Consider the following 17,504-nt stretch of genomic DNA (forward strand, 5'->3'; position numbering starts at 1 on the left):
TCCGGATTCCTCAGGTGCACTCGTACCAGTCCTTTGAGCGGTTGACGATGCGCACGACGAGCAGCATGATCGGCACCTCTATGAGCACACCGACGACAGTCGCGAGCGCCGCACCTGAGTTGAAGCCGAACAGACCGATCGCGGTTGCGACAGCCAGTTCGAAGAAGTTCGACGCACCAATTAGCGCCGACGGACAGGCAATGTTGTGCTTCTCGCCGACCGCGCGATTGAGCACGTATGCAAGAGCCGAATTGAAAAACACCTGGATCAGGATCGGCACGGCGAGCAGTACGATAACGAGCGGCTGCTTCAGGATGGCCTCGCCCTGGAACGCGAAGAGCAGCACCAGCGTCGCCAGCAACGCGGTGATGGACCACGGGCCGATCTTTGCCATCGCGGCGTCGAATGCCGCCTGCCCCCTGACAAGGAGCACCTTGCGCAGGATCTGCGCGAGGATGACCGGAATCACGATGTAGAGCATGACAGACGTGAGCAGCGTCGCCCACGGCACCGTGATCGCGGAAATGCCAAGCAGCAGGCCGACGAGCGGCGCAAACGCGACCACCATAATGCTGTCGTTCAGCGCGACCTGGGAGAGCGTGAACAGCGGATCGCCGCCGGCCAGGCGGCTCCAGACGAACACCATCGCCGTACAGGGTGCGGCGGCGAGCAGGATCAAACCTGCGACGTAGCTGTCGAGTTGGTCTGCAGGAAGCATCGGCGCGAAAAGGTGCTTAATGAAGAGCCATGCGAGCAGCGTCATCGAAAACGGTTTGACCAGCCAGTTCACGACGAGCGTCACGCCGATGCCCTTGACGTGCTGGCGCACCTCATGCAGCGCGCCGAAGTCGACCTTGACGAGCATCGGGATGATCATCACCCAGATCAGCAGGCCGACCGGCAGATTGACATGCGCATATTCCACCCGGCCGATCATCTGGAAGACACCAGGCAGCACCTGTCCAAGCAGGATGCCGGCGACGATGCACAGCGCGACCCAGACGCTCAGGTATCGCTCAAAGAAGCTGATGGCCGGCTTCGCTGCGGGCCTCCCTGAAGCGGCAACATTGGGGGTGTTCATGGGGTGACTCGATGGAAAGGGTTTAGCTCCGAACGATGCCGTCCAGCGCGTGCCGCAGTTGCGCGTTGTCCAGTCTTTCGAGCGGGAGCGCGAGCAGTTGCAGCAAGCGGTAGCCGATCGCTTCGCGAGTGAGTTCGAATGCGCGCCGCTTGCCTTCATCGCCGCCCGGCGCGTTCGACGGATCGGCGTAGCCCCAGTGGACCTTGACAGGGCTGCCCGGCCAGAACGGGCACTGTTCGGCCGCAGCGCTGTCGCAGACGGTGATGACGATGCGCATCTCGGGTGCGCCGTCCTGCGCGAATTCATCCCAGCTTTTGCTGCGATAGCCTTCCGTATCAATACCGGCGTTCGTCAGCGCTTCGAGCGCGAACGGATTGATGCTTCCGCTCGGGGCGCTGCCCGCGCTGTACGCGCGGACGTCCTTGCCGAGCTTCTTCGCCCAGTGGTTCAGCATGCCTTCGGAAAGCACGCTGCGCGCGGAATTGTGCGTGCAGAGGATGAGTACGTTTGTGGTCATGGTGTTATCTGTGCGCAGCGTGATCAGCAGCAGGCCGAACCGGCGGGTTTAACAGGAATGCCAATGGGTTTGCCGCTCGGGGCACAGCAGGACGTTGCCCCTCCCGACGACGATGTTTGCCTGCTTTCTCCATATACCGGAGCGCCGTCCAGCGTATGGAAGTGCTCCCAGGCAATCCCCTGCGGATCAAGAACCCAGTGCTTGTCGCTGCGCGCATAGCAGCAGGTGGTTTCGCCCTGATCGAGCAGGACCATGTCCGCAGCCTCCGCCCGCGTTGCGAGTTCGGCAAGCTCGGCCGGGTCGTCCACCTGGAAGCCGAGGTGGTCCACACCGGCTTTCGTGCCGCGCGTTGAAATCGCAAAGTTCACGCGAGGATCGTCCAGCATCCATTTCGCGTAGTCCACCGCGACGCGCGCCGGTTCCGCATCGAACAGCTTTGAATAGAACGCGATACTGGCTGCGAGGTCGTCAACCCGGACGTGGATGTGAAACCGCTTCATGGTGGTTCTCCGTCAGCATTTGCATGAGGCCGCGCCAGGTTCAAGGCAAGGCTGCCCCTGACAGCAGTTTTCGGTCAGGAAACCCAAGACTGCGTTCATCTGGTCATAGGCGGCCCGATAGATCAGGCTGCGCCCGTCGCGCTCCTGCGTGACGAGCCCCGCGTGCATCAGCTCCTTCAGGTGAAACGAGAGCGTCGCATTGGGAACGTCGAGCTGTTCCGCCATGGCGCCCGGCGTCAAGCCGGTCGGACCCGCGACGACCAGCATGCGGAACACACGCAGGCGTAGCTCGTGGGCGAGCGCCGCAAGGGCACGGATAATGTCTTTATCTTCCATAATTCCAATATATTCGAAATGTTGGTGGAAAGCAAGCCACTGCGGCGGTTCAGCGGGGGCATACGCTCTCTGACTTTTCATGCGCGGCTAAACCGCCGCGTTAGCTAGATAACGCCGACGCAGTGAGGTCAATGGCGGCTATCGTTTTTGACTTGCTCTCAAAGGTGTCCCGCACCTGCTGATGAGGCCGTGCTTGGTGATTCAGCCAAGATCGACGTTCAAGGCAAAGTCCCAGGTGCCGGCGCCATTTTTGGCCAAGCCGATCATCATCAGGCCGAGCGCCTCGAGCGTCTGCGCCATCTGCAAGCCGCCGACATCAAACGGACGCAGCCCAAGACTTTCGAGGAAGGTCGAGACGCGCGCCTTCGCCTCAGCATCGTCGGCTGCGATGAACGCGTCGAGGTGTCCACCCTTGGCGAGTACGTGACCGAAGATGGTATTGAAGGCCTTCACCACATGCGCGCCGGCGGGGAGGCCCTTGGCGGTCTCCTGCGCACTGGAACTGCCGGGAGGGGTCAACAGGCCCGAAAGGTCGGGGGCAACCGGGTTGGTGATGTCGATGATGACCTTGCCGCCGAGCGCTTTCCCAAAGTCGGCCACCACTGCCGCCGCGCTGGCGTACGGCACGGCGAGGATGACGATGTCGCCCGCCGGCGCGGCGCCGTACTTCCCGGTGATCGCTCCGGACGCCAACTGGTTGGCCAGTGCTTGCGCTTTTGCGTTATCGCGGCTGATCACCTCGACAGTCTGTCCAGCCTTGGCGACACGGCCAGCGATCGCAGTGGCCATCCCTCCTGATCCGATAATGCTGATAGTGCTCATGTGCAGCTTCCTCGTGAGTTGGGGTATTGGCGTCTGCCGGGCCAGTTCCGACCCGGCTCCCTGCTGTCAGTCCAGTCAGCCTGCGGGGAAGTAATGACCGTTATCCATGTCCTCGAGCAGGCCTGGCTGAGCAGGCTCCCAGCCGAGAGACTTGCGCGTGATGGCGTTGGACGCCGGGAAGTCGCCCGTGACCACAGCCGAGAGGAACCCGAAGTAGCCCGGCACCATCAGTTCGTCAGCGGGAATGCTCACAGCGGGCACGCCCAGGCGAGCGGCGATGGCCTCAGCAATCTCGCGGAACCGGATACCCTCGTCGGCAACCGCGTGCCAGGTTTTGCCGGCAGGACCTTTCTCCAATGCCAGTCGGAACAAAGATGCCAGATCGCGGATGTGCACGGCGGGCCACCGGTTCTCGCCGTCTCCGGGGTAGCCGATGACGCCCTTCTCCTTCGCAAGCCCGATCAGGATCTGGAGGAAGCCGACGCGATCGGCCGTGCTGTGTGCGATGAGGGGAATCCGCACGACCGAAGACCGCACGCCTCGCTCGGCAAGGCCGACGACAGCGGTCTCCACGACGTTGCGAGCCCGCAGTGTGCCTGCGTCGAGGGGCCTGGCGGGAAGGGCGGGGTCATCCTCGGTTGCCGGTCGGCCCAGGCTGACCGGTGCGACAAGAGGGGCCTCCCGACCCACGTTTGTCGGTGCGCCGATGCTGCCTGCAACGACCAGCGGTTTCCCGGTCCCCGCCAGCGCCTCGCCGAAAGCGAGCACGATCGAGAGCTCCGAATCGCCTAAGGCTGCGATCCCACCGGCCTGAAGCAGGTCAGCCCGGTATCCCACGTGGATGACGCCGTCGAACTCGGCCGCTGCCGTCTTGAGCCCATCGAGGTCGCTAAGATCCCCGCGACGCGCCTTGGCGCCGAGAGCGGACACCGCAGCCGCCGACTCGTCCGTTCGGGCCAAGGCGGTGACCTCGTGGCCGGCCGCGACGAGGTCGGGGATGATGTGCGAACCGGCGTGGCCGGTCCCGCCAGTGACGAAAACGTGCATGTACTGCTCCTTTTGAGTGACGTGAGAAGTGGTGATACCCGTGCGCTCAGCCCGGAAGGCCGATACCGAGTGAGAAGTTCGTGTGATTGACGGAGTGGGTGGCGAGGCCCAGCGTCAGCAGGGCGGCGTGCTCCAGCGTTCGCGCCATGCGCATCGGCCCGGTATCCATCGGGCGCAGTCCGAGGCTCTCGATGAACGCCGAGACGCGTGCCTTTGCCTGCGCGTCGTCCCCGGCGAGGAACACGTCCAACCGGTTGCCTCCGCCTGAACCGGCAGCCAGTACGTGAGAAAACTGGGCATTGAACGCCTTGACGACATCCGCATCGGCGGGGGCGACCTTGACGATCTCCTGCGCGCCAAAGCTGTCCTCAGGGGTTACAAAGCCCCTGAAGTCGGCGTCGATGGGGTTGGTGATGTCGACGAGGAGCTTGCCTGCCAGTCCCTCGCCGTACTGCTTTACCACGTCGAGAACGGCTGCGTAGGGAACCGCCAGGATGACGATGTCTCCGGCCGGGACGGCGCCGAACGGTCGTGTCGTCGCGCCTGCTCCGATCTGCCCGGCCAGCGCCAGCGCCTTGGCGGCGTCGCGACTCGTCACCTCGACGGTGTATCCGGCACTGGCGGCGAGGCCGCCGATCGCAGCGGCCATGCCACCTGCGCCGATGACGCTGACAATGCTCATGCGCAGTCTCCTTGTGAATTGGTTGGTGTTCGTATTCCCTAGAAGTCATGCTATCCACATCACTTGCAAAAAACAAGTAAACATGAAAAATTACTTGCGTCATGCAAGCGATGTTAGGATCTAGCTATGAAGACGACATCTAAAGAAGACGTTCGGTCCCATTGCGCAGTGAACTACGGCGTGGAGGTCTTCGGCGACCGGTGGTCGCTCCTGATCATTCGCGACATCGTTTTTGTTGGCAAAAAGACGTATGGCGAGTTCCTGAAATCGGAAGAGGGCATCGCGACCAATGTCCTTGCTTCCCGCCTTGCGTTTCTTGAGGAGCAGGGAATTCTCTCGAGGGCGCCCAGCCCCGGCGACAGGCGCAAGGACTTCTACACTCTGACCGAGAAGGGCCTGGACCTCATTCCAATCATGTTTAACATAGTCATGTGGAGTGCGAAGTACGATTCGAAGTCCTACGTGCGGCGCAGCAAGGAGTTTTTTGCCCGATTAAGTCGAAACCCCATGCAGGTCAGTGACGAGGTAAAGATGCTGGTCCGCAATGGCGGCTGTGTCTTTCCTGAGAACAAGGAATGAGCGAGACGGCAAGCGAGCCGTGTCGGGTCGCGCGAACGCGCCAGGTGAGATCCAGCGCCTGAAAACCGCCCAGCGAGCGGTCACGCATCAAAATCGCGCTACGCTTAAGGCGGTAGCGGCGCCGCGCATCCGGGGGGCGGCGACGTGGTTCGGCCCCTCGCGAATTTACGAATTCATACACGTAAATTGCAACGCGCGATCGGAGCGCCCGATATGCACCAAGTCGCACAAAACCGCTTGTCAGTCTTCGAATTTGGTGCGCACGTGCTCCGCGAGCACCTCCGGCCGAAACGGTTTGCGAATGACCTCCATGTCGGACAGCGCATCTCCCGGTGCGTAGCCCGTCACCAGGATGACAGGAATATCGGCATATCGGGCCTTGACGATCTCAGCGACCTCGCGGCCGTTCATACCGCCGGGCAGCGCGACATCGCTGATCAGCAAATCGAAACGGGCGCCTGCATCAAGGAGTCGCAGGGCAGCTGGGCCACTGTCCGCTTCGAGCACGCGATAGCCCTGTTCGCGCAACTGCTCGGCGGTCACTTCCCTCACGATCTCCTCATCCTCGACCAGCATGATAGTTTTGCCGGTATCGCGGTCGCTCGCCCCGCAGTCGTCCCGTTCAGCGGGCGCTGGCATGCATAGGCGCACCGTCGTGCCTTTGCCCAGCGCAGTGTCTATCTGGACGATGCCGCCTGATTGCCTGACAAAGCCGTAAATCTGACTCAGGCCAAGACCCACGCCCTGGCCAGGCGGCTTGGTCGTAAAAAACGGTTCGAAGGCCTTGTCGAGTACCTCCTGCGACATGCCCAAGCCTGTATCGGACACAGCGATGCAGCAATAACGTCCGGGCTGCGCATCCTCGAACGACGCGAGCTCTGATTCAGCCAAGATGACGTCGGCCGTGCTGATGGTGAGCCAGCCGCCATCCGGCATGGCGTCACGAGCATTGACACATAGATTCAGCAGGGCACTTTCCATCTGGTTCGGATCGCACATAGCGAGCCATTTGCCGTCGGCGAGCTTCAGTTCCACATTGATGGATGCGCCGACGGCGCGGCGGATCATGTCCTCCATATCGCGTGCGATAGTGTCCAGACTCACTAGCCGCGGTTCGAGTGTCTGCTGTCGTCCGAACGCCAGCAGTCTGTGCGTCAGCGCCGCCGCTCGCCCGGCGCCCCGTTCGGCGCGTTCCACGAGGCCGATGACCTCGGTCGGCCGTCCCTGCTGCATGCGTACGCGGATCATGCTAAGACAGCCGATTATCGCCTGGAGCATGTTATTGAAGTCGTGAGCAATGCCACCCGCGAGCTGGCCAATCGCTTTCAGTTTTTCGCTATGACGCAGGCGTTCCTCTGCGCGTGAGCGCTCGCGGCTTTCGCGATGCAGCGTGTCGAGCGCCGTCTGCAGCTCCGCTGTTCGCTCCCGTACGCGTGCCTCGAGTTCTTCGCCGCTGCGCTCCAATGCTTTGCGAACGCGCGCCTGATCTTCGACATCGGTGGACGTGCCAAGCCAGCCCACAATCCGGTCCTCGGCACGCACCGGTGTGGCGCGGCTCTGGAACCAGCGGTAAGTCTGATCGGCGGCCCGGCGAATCCGGTGCTCCACGGAAAACTCACCCGTGGTTTCGCATGCTGCCCACGCTGCCATGGTCGCGCGACGGTCGTCCGGATGAATGGCTGCCAGCCAGCCGAGTCCCAGGCTGTCTTCTTCGGAAATGCCGCTGTATTCGACCCATTGAGGACTTCCCCAGGTTAGCTCGCCCGAACTGCTTGAAGTGAAGACCAATTGTGGTATCTGCGTAGCCAGCGTGCGATAGCGTTCTTCGCTCTCGCGCAGTGAGATCGCGTGCCGCCGCGTTTCCGCGGCGATGCGCAGCCGCTCGACAGCGGCCGCCAGCAGGTTGGCATAGGAGCGCAGAAACTCGGTGTCCGGGCGGGAAAAATCTCGAGGCTCGAGGCTGTCCACCTGGAGGATGCCGTAGGGGGGTCGGCCTTTTCCGCCGAGAATGACGACATTGACCAGCGCCTTCACGCCCGCATCGACGATGAACTGTGGGTAGCGAAAGCGCTTTTCCGTGGCGATGTCGTGGGAGACGGCCGGCTCGCCCGTTTGCAGTGCATAGCCCTCTGACGAGCCGGACTCCGCTTTGGCCGTTGCATGTCCGACGACCCCGGGTGGCCACCCAACGCCGGCCCGCACGAGCAGGGTCGTGCCGTCGTCCTGCAACTCCATGACCTTCGCCATGTCCGTCCTCAACGCTTCGGCGACCAGACGACAGGCTTCCGTCAATATTTCGTCAAGATCGTCCGAGCGCAGCGCCAGTTCGCCGAACCTCGCCAACACGGCCTGTTGATGAACCAGAACAGCTTCGCGGTCGACTGTACTCACTTCAGATCTCCGTTGACAGAAACTGAATCCTTGCGAGTAACCAGCGAGAATCGTTCCTGCCACGGGTCGTTCAGCGGAAAACAGGACGCGTGGAGGAACGTGGCTTGCTGGAGAAGTAGCAGATTTCGTCGCGGAGGAATATCCACGGACAAGAAGGAGCGGGGCGTATCTCTACTCTTCCGGCAGCTCGGGATCGCTTAAGGCGGTGACGAGGAGGCTTTCGCAGGAGAAGGTCGCGTTGAAGGACAGCACGGTGCTGCTGCGCCAGAACACCGGATGGTTTCATGTGCGTCGGTTGTTCATGGGCGAAGCCGGCCGAGCCGCACACCTTCGAGTTCTGTGAGAGCGGCGCGAAAGCGACTGCCTGGATACCACGGCCAAACGGGTCACGCACGATTTCTTCGACGTCCACTCGGTGAGCGAGCTCTTGAAGTGGCATGACCACGACTCGGAGGAAGCCGGGCGCCTTACTGAACTGTTGCGTTATGAGGCGGCAACGGATCGCTACGTGCCGGTGAGCTGGCAGGAGACATTCGACGAGATCGGCAGGGAATTGAACGTTATGGATCCGGACCGCGTGGTGCTCTACACCTCAGGTCGGGCGTCACTCGAAACCTCAGGCTGCCGATGCAAGACCTGGCGGTATCGATCGCAAATTCGCTAGACAAAAGAAATCTGATCACGCCACGGGGAATGTTTTTTTCCGTCCTGGGCTGTCCGGCGTTGCCAGTCTCGCCTGTTGGTGCAGTCATGCTCCCGCTATAGCACCCGACCAGAGTCGATCAGGTGATACACCTGTTCCCTTGCATGCCCGGCGCGCGCGGCATGGGGCTTGCTCGGCAAGGTGGTCCCTCATACGGACGCGTTGGTTGCTTGTTCGGTTCGGCTCGCCAATCGGCGAGCCGTTTTTTCGTTGCCCGCTATCTTCCATTGCTCGAATGACCGGGCTCTTAAGTTGCCTATTGGCTGGGTTTTGAGCTGCTGCCGCTGGCCGCCGTTGCGGGTGCGGTAACCTGCGCGGCGCTGTTCTGCGCCGCAGCACTCGCGGCCACATCGTTACTACCCTGCGCGCCCGCAGACGAACCCGAGGGTTTGCAGGCTGAAATGCAGAGGATGGCTGGCATCAAGGCAAATACAAGCGAATATTTGAGGCTGGAACACATGATCTGACTACTCCAGTGGCAAGGACCAAAGCCGCGTGACGTCAATACGCGGGACTTGTCGCAGTGGCGGATTCAAGTTTTTGCCGGAAATAGTCGGCTGTCAATTGGAGCCCGAAATCGAGCGCGGTCGGTTCCCAACCGAGTAGCGTGCGGGCCCGCGCAATGTCTGGTGGGCGGTGCCACGGATCGTCTGCCGGCAACGGACGGAAATCGAGCGTGGAAGCGGAACGCGTTGTCCTCACGATGCTCTCTCCAATCTCGCGCATGCTGACTTCATGCGAGTTGCCGAGATTAATCGGGCCGCCGGATCTTCTTCGACGTTCATCGGGCGGATGAACGCGTCGATCATGCCGTCGCCATAGCAGAATGAACGGGTCTGCGAGCCGTCTCTGTAGATGGTCGGCGGCTCGCCCTGCAGCGCCTGCATCACGAAGCTGGACACGGCGCGTCCGTCCGCCGGATGCATGCGGGGACCATACGTATTGAAGACGCGAGCAAGGCGAATCGAAAGGCCGTGCTGTCGCCCGTAATCCATGAAGAGCGTTTCCGCGCAGCGCTTGCCTCGTCATAACAGGACCGTCGTCCAATCGGATTGAAATGGCCCCGAGTTCCACACAAGCAGGACCCACATCAGACGGACAGGCAGGTTTTTGGAATGTCGCCGTATTCCGATAGAAGTCACCCAATACCTCCTCCATTGCCGAGCGGTCGCACACCGGAGCCTCGTTCCGCGAGTCGACGCCCGCTATACGGTTCCGGTATTTGTTGCTTATCGCGGAAGAATCGGTAACTTGTTCTTGCTTTTAAAGTGACTCGACATTACATTTTCTGCATACGAAGTCGTACGCGCTGGAATCTGAGAGCCCGCAAATAGCTGTGTCTACCGATCATGTGCACTACTCGGATAGGCCAGTGGCATGGGAGCCGTTGAACGCTTTTGAATGTAAAGGTCATGATGCAGATTCCCATTTCAGATGCTGACTGGGCACGCGTCAGACACCTGTTTCCAGAGTCCGAGATCCCGCGATCGAGAGGTCCCGGCCGCCCCCGTCGCAACGCACGGGACTTACTGGATGCGATCCTGTGGATCCATCAGACAGGGGAGAAGTGGCATCGTCTGCCATCGACGTTTCCACCGACGCAGACCTGCTACGTAAAATATTGCGAATGGCGGCGCGCAGGACTCGTTCAGCGTGCCATAGGCATTCTGAAGATTTCCCCGTTCGCCGCGACGGGCGAGGATGCGGCAGAGACCGGACCGTTGTAGCGTCTGGTCCGCCACGGCAGGAGACCGCACCCGCTGCAAATCAAGCGATCTCGTCGCGTATGCGGGATGGCGCCGTTGCTTTCCGGACGTCGGGTGATCGCTCATCAAAAGTCATTCGCCATGCAATTGCGAGGGACCGTGCATGGTCGAAAGCACCTGTCCGGCAAAACGCTTTCCCGGAGTGGACCTCGAAGTCATCAACGGCAGCTTCCCGGCGGATTGACTCAATGCCTACTTCCGGCCACAAAAGGCCGTTCAGTAACTGAGCAAAACTGCCGTTGGAATGGCTGCATTGCTCTGGAACGTGACGCACGATCCATGCGCACAGTTCAGCTGTAACCACATTCAGGCGTCGTCATTCGTGAGGCAACTTTTGGCCTCATTTTCGCCCCTTGGATGCGCGCTCTACGTCAACGATTCGTGCAATCCTCACGCGATTCGAAGCTCTTCGGGAACAGTAAGTCGAGGCACTCCGATCAATGTACTAGTGAGCGCCGGATGCGGCGGATCAAAGTTCCGCGACCTCACTGTCCCCCAGCGAGAACGGCTACCGCATGCCTGCAATACGCTTGGTGCCTTCGCGCAGCGTGGCGAACAGCGCATCGCAGCGCCGCCGACTAAGAGCGATGAGCGCCTTGGGGGCGTGATAGTCTTTTAACACCGGGCCTCGCAAGGCGGCAAAGGCTCAGGAGGAAGAGCGCTCTTTGAGCAATTTGTTGCCCCGTCTGAAAGGGTGTTCGCCACGCGAGGAAGAGCGCGATGAAAGATGAACGATTGCTGGAGATGCGCGTCTTCAAGGCGGTGGTGGAGGCAGGGGGCTTCACCGCTGCGGCAAATATGCTGGGTGTAAGTCAACCCTTTGTCAGCCAAAGCGTCAACGCTCTGGAACGCAGGCTCGGCGTGCAACTGCTGCATCGGTCGACGCGCACGCAGCGGATGACCCATGAAGGCGAGCGCTTTCTTTCGTCCTGCAGCGACATTCTCGCCAGCCTGGAGGAAGCGGAGGCGCAGGTCCGATCCAGCGAGCCGACCGGCAATCTGCGTATCAGTGCGCCTCACGCGTTCGGCATGGATCAACTGGTGGCCGCGTTGCCCGGTTTTCTGTCGTCCTACCCGAAGTTGGGTGTGCATTTTTCCCTGTCGGATTCCAACGTCAACCTGATCGAGGACAACTTCGATGTCGCGGTCCGCATGGGCCGGCTGCAGGATTCCGCCTTGCGCAGTCGAAAGCTCTGCGACCTGCAACGCATCGTCGTCGCGTCTCCGCGCTATCTCGCCGGGCACGGCCAACCCGTGACTCCGCTCGGCCTGTCCAGACACGCCTGTCTGACATGGGAGTCGCCGCGCGAGCATTTGAACCAGTGGCCGTTCATGATCAACGGCAGGCTAGAACGGGTCGCCGTGCAGGGTAGTTTCCGCAGCACCGACGGCACCACGCTCTTTCAGCTCTGCCTGGCCGGCGTGGGCATCATGCGCCTCGCCGAACACCTGGCATTGCCCGCGATCCGCCGAGGCGATCTGGTGCCGCTTCTATCGGAGTACCAGGCGAAGGACGACACCGCGATTCATGTCGTCTATCTGCCCGAGCGCCAGCTGGTGCCGCGCATCCGCGCTTTTATCGATTACTTCGTCGAGGTATTCCGCGAGCCGCCCTGGCAGAAACCATAGGCGCCGGAGATTTATATGGCGGCGTAATAGATCCTATTGTCCGGCGCGGCTAGATCGGCGGCCGGTGTTTCTTTATCGTTGGCGACATACGATTACCGCTACGACAGGAGACACTATGAGCACCGGCACTGGAAAAATCGATATCAGCGCGCAGCAGGCGGAACTGCGCCGCACGATTTCCCATCCTTCGAACAATTCCATTTATCGCCCGAAGCAGGCAGGCCTGAAGTTCCCCGAGCTGCCCGACTTTTCCTCGTTCGCCCAGGAGCGCCAGCACCGCAAGGAACGCCTCGTCGCCGCCTGCCGCGCTTTTGCGCTGCATAACCTGGACTACGGTTTCGCCGGCCACCTCACCGTGCGTGATCCTGAGTTTCCGGAACTGTACTGGACCAATCCGATGGCCGTGCATTTCTCCCAGGTCAAGCTCTCCAACCTGATTCTGGCCGACCATACCGGCAAGGTCGTGGAAGGCAAGTACGCGCTCAACCGCGCCGGCTTCGTGCTGCATGCCGCGGTGCATGAAGCCAATCCCGACATCGTTGCGATGTGCCATGCGCACACCGTCTATGGCACTGCGTTCGCGGCGCTCGGACGTCCGCTCGACCCGATCACCCAGGATGCCGCGGCCTTCTATGAAGACCATGTCGTGATCAAGGACGAGGCCGGTGCAGTCGCGGTCGAGGAAGAGGCCGGGCTGTCGGTTGCCGACTACTTCAGAAACGTCAAGGCGGCGATTCATCAGAATCACGGCCTCCTGACCGTGAGCCGCCACAGCATCGAAGCCGCCGCGTTTTGGTTCATCGCGCTGGAGCGCTGCTGTCAGCAGCAGTTGCTGGTCGAGGCCACCGGCATCAAGCCCGTCATGGTGCCGGAGCACAGCTCGCGCTATAGCCGCGAACACGTCGGCAGCGAATACATCGGCTGGCTGCATTTCCAGCCCATTTATGACCAGCTCGTGCAGACCAGCCCGGACATGTTCGACTAAACGGCCAGCATAGGCCGTCGCATACACAACAAACCGCGCCGGCGCGACCTCAAAGCACGCCGGCCGCGACTCAAGGAGACAACGATGTTGAAATCCACTTACGGCGATATCGCCTCGCCGGCCGACAGCGAAGACCGGACTTATGCCAAGGTGACCTGGCGACTGATTCCTTTCCTGTTTCTCTGCTATGTCTTCGCTTACCTGGATCGGGTCAACGTAGGATTCGCCAAGCTGCAGATGCTGACCGACCTCAAGTTTAGCGAAACGATCTACGGCCTGGGCGCGGGAATTTTCTTTATTGGCTATTTCATTTTCGAGGTGCCGAGCAACATCGCGTTGCATCGTTTCGGCGCGCGCAAATGGATCGCGCGCATCATGCTCAGCTGGGGTCTGCTTTCCGGCGCGATGATTTTCGTGAAGACGCCCACCGCCTTTTACGCATTGCGCTTCCTGCTCGGCGTCGCCGAGGCCGGCTTCTTCCCCGGCATTATTCTCTATCTGACCTACTGGTATCCGTCTTCGCGCCGCGGAAAGATCACCGCGATGTTCATGACCGGGATCCCAATCGCCGGCGTCATCGGCGGTCCGCTGTCGGGCTGGATTCTGAACAGCTTCAGCGGCGTGCACGGCATGGCGGGCTGGCGCTGGCTGTTCCTGCTCGAAGCGTTGCCGTCCATCGTCGGCGGCATTGCCGTGCTGCTCTATCTCGACGACAGGATCAGCGCGGCGAAATGGCTGTCCGCTGAAGAAAAGTCCCTGCTCGAGACGGGGCTGGCGAAGGAGTCAGGGCATATCGAAGTGCATAGTGCGAGCGGCGCGTTCACCAACAGGCGCGTGTGGGTGCTGTGCCTCTGCTACTTCGGCATCATCATGGGCCTGTACGGCATCAGCTTCTGGCTTCCCACGCTCATCAAGGCCTCCGGCGTCAGTGACGCTTTCCATGTCGGCCTGCTGACGATGATCCCCTACGGTGCCGCGGCAATCGCAATGGTGCTGCTCGGACGCAGTTCCGACCGCAGCAAGGAGCGGCGCTGGCACGTGGCGTTGCCGGCGGTTATCGGCGCGGCCGGCTTGGTGGCGAGCACGCTGGTACCCCACAACGTGGCGTTGGCTGTCGTGTCACTCACGTTTGCCACGATCGGCATTCTTGGCGCACTGTGCCAGTTCTGGTCGATCCCGCCTGCATTCCTGGGCGGCGTGGCAGCGGCTGCGGGCATTGCACTGATCAATTCGGTCGGCAACCTCGCGGGCTTTGTCAGTCCCTATCTGGTCGGCTGGATCAAGGACATGACGCATAGCACCGACATGGGCCTGTATTGCGTGGCCGCCTCGTTGCTCGTGGCGGCGGTCGTTGTGATGACGATGCCCAAGAGCGTTGTCAACCGTTAGACACAATGAGACACAAGGGTCCGAGGCAGTCGTCGACAACAGGTCGAATGCACCGGTCGCACCAGCTTTCGTTCAGCGAACGCGCTTGCCGTGTCCGATAATCGAGCGTTAGGCAGCGACCGGTGCATCCGGGCATCAATCTCCGATTCTCCAGCGCCATTTGCACCGGAGCCCTATAACCGCCATGTTCCGAACGATTGATGTCGCACCAGTATCAATCGCGAGATCATTTCCTCCAGGGCGGTGGATCGAAGGCTTGTTTCGCGGCTTCCAAAAACGCGCGCTGACGGATCGTCAGCCCCTGCCGCGTGGGCGTGAGGGCAATGACCGGTGCGGGTTCGAGGCGCCACGCCGGCAACACGCGCTTGAGCTTTCCCTCCACGATCAGCCGGGCGCAATCCCATTCGGATCGCGCGACGACGCCCAGACCGTCCAGCGCCCAATCCCTCACAACGGTGCCGTCGTTCGAAGACAATGCGCTGCTCAACCGAACCGCGACGGCTTTGCTCGTGCGTTTGCCCGCTGCATCGTGTTGAGTGAAACGCAGACGTGTCACGTCTTCATCGTTCTCCCGTAAGGTCAAGTAGGCGTACAGGGTCAGCTCGGACGGGTGCTTGAGCTTCGACAGGCCGCGCGCCAAGGCGGGGCTCGCACATAGGAAGCGGTCGTTCGGGGCCAAAAAATGTCCTACCCAGGACGAACGTTTGATTTGGCCGATGGAAATGACGACGTCCGCACCTGACGCGGCAGCGAGCGGACTTTCAACCAGGATGAGCGAAATCGCGAGGTTGGGATGCGAGCGATGCAGGTCGCGAACCAGCGGCGCGACATATTCGCGACCGAACCCAAACGGCGCCACGACGCGCAGATGGCCGCTCACGCCACCCGCCTCTCCGGAAATGCGGGAAGGAATCGACTCGATCCTCTCGAGAATATCGATGGCCTCCTGAACAAGGCGCTGCCCTTCGTCGGTGAGGGAAATCCCCCTGGCCGCGCGCGTGGCAAGACGCACGCCCATGCGCTCCTCGATGCGCTGAAGCCGTACCGTGACCGCGGGCGGCGTAAGATCCAGCAGCCTTGCGGCCGCGGCAAGTGATTGCGACGCACCGAGCGCGCGGAGCAGTTGCATGTCTTCTAATCGGAGCATTAAGCACCTGTTAACGCGGAATTCATCCAATATTAAACACGGGAAATATAATTTTTCCTATAGTGGCTCACGTAAAGGCGCTGCGATACCCGCCAACGCCAACACCAACGCTATCCAGCTTTATCCCGGCAGCGGCCGGCAGACTTCCTACCCCTATGAGCGGTCCCCATGGATAAATGTGAACGTAGTGAGCAGTGCCCTAGGACGATGAACCCCGAGGGACTGGCGCCGCCTGGCGGCCACTACAGCCACGTCTCGATAGCGAACGGGATGGTTTTCGTCTCAGGGCAATTGCCGGTCGATCCGACAGGACGAAAACTCGCGGACAAGCCGTTCGAAGCGCAGGCCGAGCAGGTGTTGGCCAATCTCGCTACGGCGCTGGCCGGCGCGGGCAGCGACGTCACGAAACTGGTTCAGGTTCGTGTTTATATCGTCGATATCGAGTATTGGGCGACGTTCAATGAGATCTATGCGCGTTGGGCTGGAGCGGCGAGACCCGCTCGCGCTGTGGTCCCGGTTCCGGCGCTGCATTTCGGTCTGAAGATCGAGGTCGAAGCGGTGGCTTGGGTTTAGTCGGTCCGATCGAATCGGTGCACCAGCGTTGGAGAGTGCAATGCGTTTCAGTTCTTACTGGCTGGATACGTCCGAGCCATTTGTCGGCAATTCACCTGATCTGCATGGCGGACGCTGCGACGTGGTCGTGGTGGGCGGCGGGATCACGGGCTCGGCGGCTGCATTGGCGCTCGCCAAGAAGGGCGCGCGCGTGGTTGTCTGCGAAGCGGGCACCGTGGGGCAGGCGGCGTCGGGCCGCAACGGCGGCATGTGCAACAACGGCTTCGCGCAGGATTACGCTTCACTCTCGCAGCGGATCGGCGCGGAATTGGCCAACCGGCTGTATCTCGCGTTCGACGCGGGGGTCGACACCGTCGAGCGGCTGGTCAGGGAAGAGTCGATCAATTGCGATTTCGTTCGCAGGGGCAAGCTCAAGCTCGCGGCGAAGCCAGAGCATTTCGACAAGCTCGCGCGAAGTCAGGCGTTGCTTGCCGCGGGCGTGGACCCCGATACGCGTCTCGTGACGAAGGCGGAGCTTCGCGACGAGATCGGCTCGGACCGCTATCACGGCGGGTTGATCTTCGAGAAGAGCGCCGGGATGCATGTGGGTCGCTATGTCCGTGGTCTCGCGACGGCTGCGCAGGCGCGCGGCGCGCACATTCTGGAGCATGCGCCGGTTCTGGATTTACGAAGAGAATCCGGCGGCGCCTATGTGGCGCGAACGCCGCGCGGAGAGATCCGCGCGCCGCAAGTGCTGTTGGCGAGCGGCATCTCGCAACTGGGACCGTTCGGCTGGATCCGGCGCCGAATCGTGCCGGTGGGGGCTTTCATTATCGTCACCGAGCCTTTGCCGACGCAACGGCTCGATCGGCTGCTGCCGACGCGCCGGATGGCCACCGACACGAAAAACTTCGTCAACTTCTTTTCGTGTCACGCCCGACAACCGGATATTGTTCGGCGGTCGCGCGCGCTTCGCGACGTCGAACCCGCGCTCGGACGAAAAAAGCGGAATGATCTTGCGGCAGCAGATGGTCGCTGTGTTTCCCGAATTGGCCGACGTGCGCATCGACTATTGCTGGGGCGGCATGGTCGACATGACCGCCAATCGTCTGCCGCGTGCGGGTGAGCGAGACGGCATGTACTACTCGATGGGCTATAGCGGACACGGCACGCACATGGCCACGCTGATGGGTACGCTGATGGCGGAGATCATGGACGGACGCGCCGATCTCAATCCGTGGAAGGACTTCGACTGGCCCGCTATTCCGGGGCACTTCGGCAAGCCGTGGTTTTTGCCTTTCGTGGGCGCATGGTACCGACTCAAGGACACGCTGCAATGACTTCGCCTGTTCGCCGCCTGATGCAAGCGGGACGTCTG

General features: G+C 61.4%; 15 protein-coding genes and 4 pseudogenes. 8 read left to right on the forward strand and 11 right to left on the reverse strand.

The annotated features are described in order from the left end of the window. Positions 1–10 precede the first annotated feature (10 nt). The 7 genes from arsB to B0G75_RS35770 all read right to left on the reverse strand — a co-directional run bounded on the left by arsB (position 11) and on the right by B0G75_RS35770 (position 4,985). Positions 11–1,081: an ACR3 family arsenite efflux transporter gene (arsB, locus tag B0G75_RS35740; protein ID WP_106314451.1), complete on the reverse strand. Its 1,071-nt coding sequence runs from the start codon at positions 1,079–1,081 to the stop codon at positions 11–13. Positions 1,082–1,103: 22 nt separating this feature from the next. Beyond that, positions 1,104–1,598: an arsenate reductase ArsC gene (locus tag B0G75_RS35745; RefSeq protein WP_106314452.1), complete on the reverse strand. Its 495-nt coding sequence runs from the start codon at positions 1,596–1,598 to the stop codon at positions 1,104–1,106. Between the two features lie 23 nt (positions 1,599–1,621). Beyond that, entirely contained in the window at positions 1,622–2,098 is a 477-nt protein-coding gene (locus B0G75_RS35750) for an ArsI/CadI family heavy metal resistance metalloenzyme (RefSeq protein ID WP_106314453.1), read from the reverse strand. A 12-nt stretch (positions 2,099–2,110) separates the two neighbouring features. Further along, entirely contained in the window at positions 2,111–2,434 is a 324-nt protein-coding gene (locus B0G75_RS35755; RefSeq protein ID WP_106314479.1) for a helix-turn-helix transcriptional regulator, read from the reverse strand. A gap of 201 nt (positions 2,435–2,635) precedes the next feature. After that, positions 2,636–3,262 carry an NADPH-dependent F420 reductase gene (locus B0G75_RS35760; protein WP_258194864.1) on the reverse strand — a complete coding sequence of 209 codons (627 nt, stop codon included), beginning with the start codon at positions 3,260–3,262 and terminating at the stop codon, positions 2,636–2,638. 69 nt (positions 3,263–3,331) lie between these two features. After that, complete coding sequence (locus B0G75_RS35765) at positions 3,332–4,303, reverse strand: SDR family oxidoreductase (RefSeq protein WP_106314455.1); 972 nt, start codon at positions 4,301–4,303, stop codon at positions 3,332–3,334. A gap of 46 nt (positions 4,304–4,349) precedes the next feature. After that, positions 4,350–4,985, reverse strand: coding sequence for an NADPH-dependent F420 reductase (locus B0G75_RS35770; RefSeq protein ID WP_106314456.1), 636 nt, complete (start codon positions 4,983–4,985; stop codon positions 4,350–4,352). 126 nt (positions 4,986–5,111) lie between these two features. On the opposite strand from B0G75_RS35770, the gene B0G75_RS35775 reads away from it, so the two are divergent. After that, on the forward strand, positions 5,112–5,564 hold the full coding sequence (locus B0G75_RS35775; protein WP_106314457.1) for a helix-turn-helix domain-containing protein: 453 nt from the start codon (positions 5,112–5,114) through the stop codon (positions 5,562–5,564). A 240-nt stretch (positions 5,565–5,804) separates the two neighbouring features. On the opposite strand, the gene B0G75_RS35780 is transcribed toward B0G75_RS35775, so the two are convergent. After that, a complete protein-coding gene (locus tag B0G75_RS35780; protein WP_258194861.1) occupies positions 5,805–8,018 on the reverse strand; it encodes a response regulator in 2,214 nt (737 codons plus the stop codon). A 142-nt stretch (positions 8,019–8,160) separates the two neighbouring features. On the opposite strand from B0G75_RS35780, the pseudogene B0G75_RS35785 reads away from it, so the two are divergent. Beyond that, positions 8,161–8,574 (forward strand): annotated as a pseudogene (locus tag B0G75_RS35785) (formate dehydrogenase); the annotation flags it as partial. A gap of 585 nt (positions 8,575–9,159) precedes the next feature. Here the strand turns inward: B0G75_RS35785 and B0G75_RS35790 are convergent. Continuing rightward, positions 9,160–9,721 (reverse strand): annotated as a pseudogene (locus B0G75_RS35790) (NAD-dependent epimerase/dehydratase family protein); the annotation flags it as partial. A 352-nt stretch (positions 9,722–10,073) separates the two neighbouring features. On the opposite strand from B0G75_RS35790, the gene B0G75_RS35795 reads away from it, so the two are divergent. Beyond that, positions 10,074–10,385: a transposase gene (locus tag B0G75_RS35795; RefSeq protein ID WP_258194865.1), complete on the forward strand. Its 312-nt coding sequence runs from the start codon at positions 10,074–10,076 to the stop codon at positions 10,383–10,385. 547 nt (positions 10,386–10,932) lie between these two features. Here B0G75_RS35795 and B0G75_RS41675 read toward each other — a convergent pair. Further along, a pseudogene (locus B0G75_RS41675) lies at positions 10,933–11,172 on the reverse strand (IS110 family transposase); the annotation flags it as partial. On the opposite strand from B0G75_RS41675, the gene B0G75_RS35800 reads away from it, so the two are divergent. From B0G75_RS35800 to B0G75_RS35810, 3 genes are all read left to right on the forward strand, one after another. Then, positions 11,145–12,053, forward strand: coding sequence for a LysR family transcriptional regulator (locus tag B0G75_RS35800; protein WP_106314460.1), 909 nt, complete (start codon positions 11,145–11,147; stop codon positions 12,051–12,053). The pseudogene B0G75_RS41675 and the gene B0G75_RS35800 sit on opposite strands and share 28 nt — an antisense overlap. Positions 12,054–12,168: 115 nt before the next feature. Beyond that, positions 12,169–13,038 carry a class II aldolase/adducin family protein gene (locus B0G75_RS35805; protein ID WP_106314461.1) on the forward strand — a complete coding sequence of 290 codons (870 nt, stop codon included), beginning with the start codon at positions 12,169–12,171 and terminating at the stop codon, positions 13,036–13,038. An 84-nt stretch (positions 13,039–13,122) separates the two neighbouring features. After that, on the forward strand, positions 13,123–14,427 hold the full coding sequence (locus B0G75_RS35810) for an MFS transporter (RefSeq protein ID WP_106314462.1): 1,305 nt from the start codon (positions 13,123–13,125) through the stop codon (positions 14,425–14,427). A gap of 226 nt (positions 14,428–14,653) precedes the next feature. Here the strand turns inward: B0G75_RS35810 and B0G75_RS35815 are convergent, their stop codons facing one another. Beyond that, a complete protein-coding gene (locus B0G75_RS35815) occupies positions 14,654–15,574 on the reverse strand; it encodes a LysR substrate-binding domain-containing protein (RefSeq protein ID WP_106314463.1) in 921 nt (306 codons plus the stop codon). Between the two features lie 168 nt (positions 15,575–15,742). On the opposite strand from B0G75_RS35815, the gene B0G75_RS35820 reads away from it, so the two are divergent. Next, a complete protein-coding gene (locus tag B0G75_RS35820; protein WP_106314464.1) occupies positions 15,743–16,147 on the forward strand; it encodes a RidA family protein in 405 nt (134 codons plus the stop codon). A 40-nt stretch (positions 16,148–16,187) separates the two neighbouring features. After that, positions 16,188–17,466 (forward strand): annotated as a pseudogene (locus tag B0G75_RS35825) (NAD(P)/FAD-dependent oxidoreductase). Positions 17,467–17,504 lie beyond the last annotated feature (38 nt).

The organism is Paraburkholderia sp. BL18I3N2, from assembly GCF_003001875.1.
Taxonomy (GTDB): domain Bacteria; phylum Pseudomonadota; class Gammaproteobacteria; order Burkholderiales; family Burkholderiaceae; genus Paraburkholderia; species Paraburkholderia phytofirmans.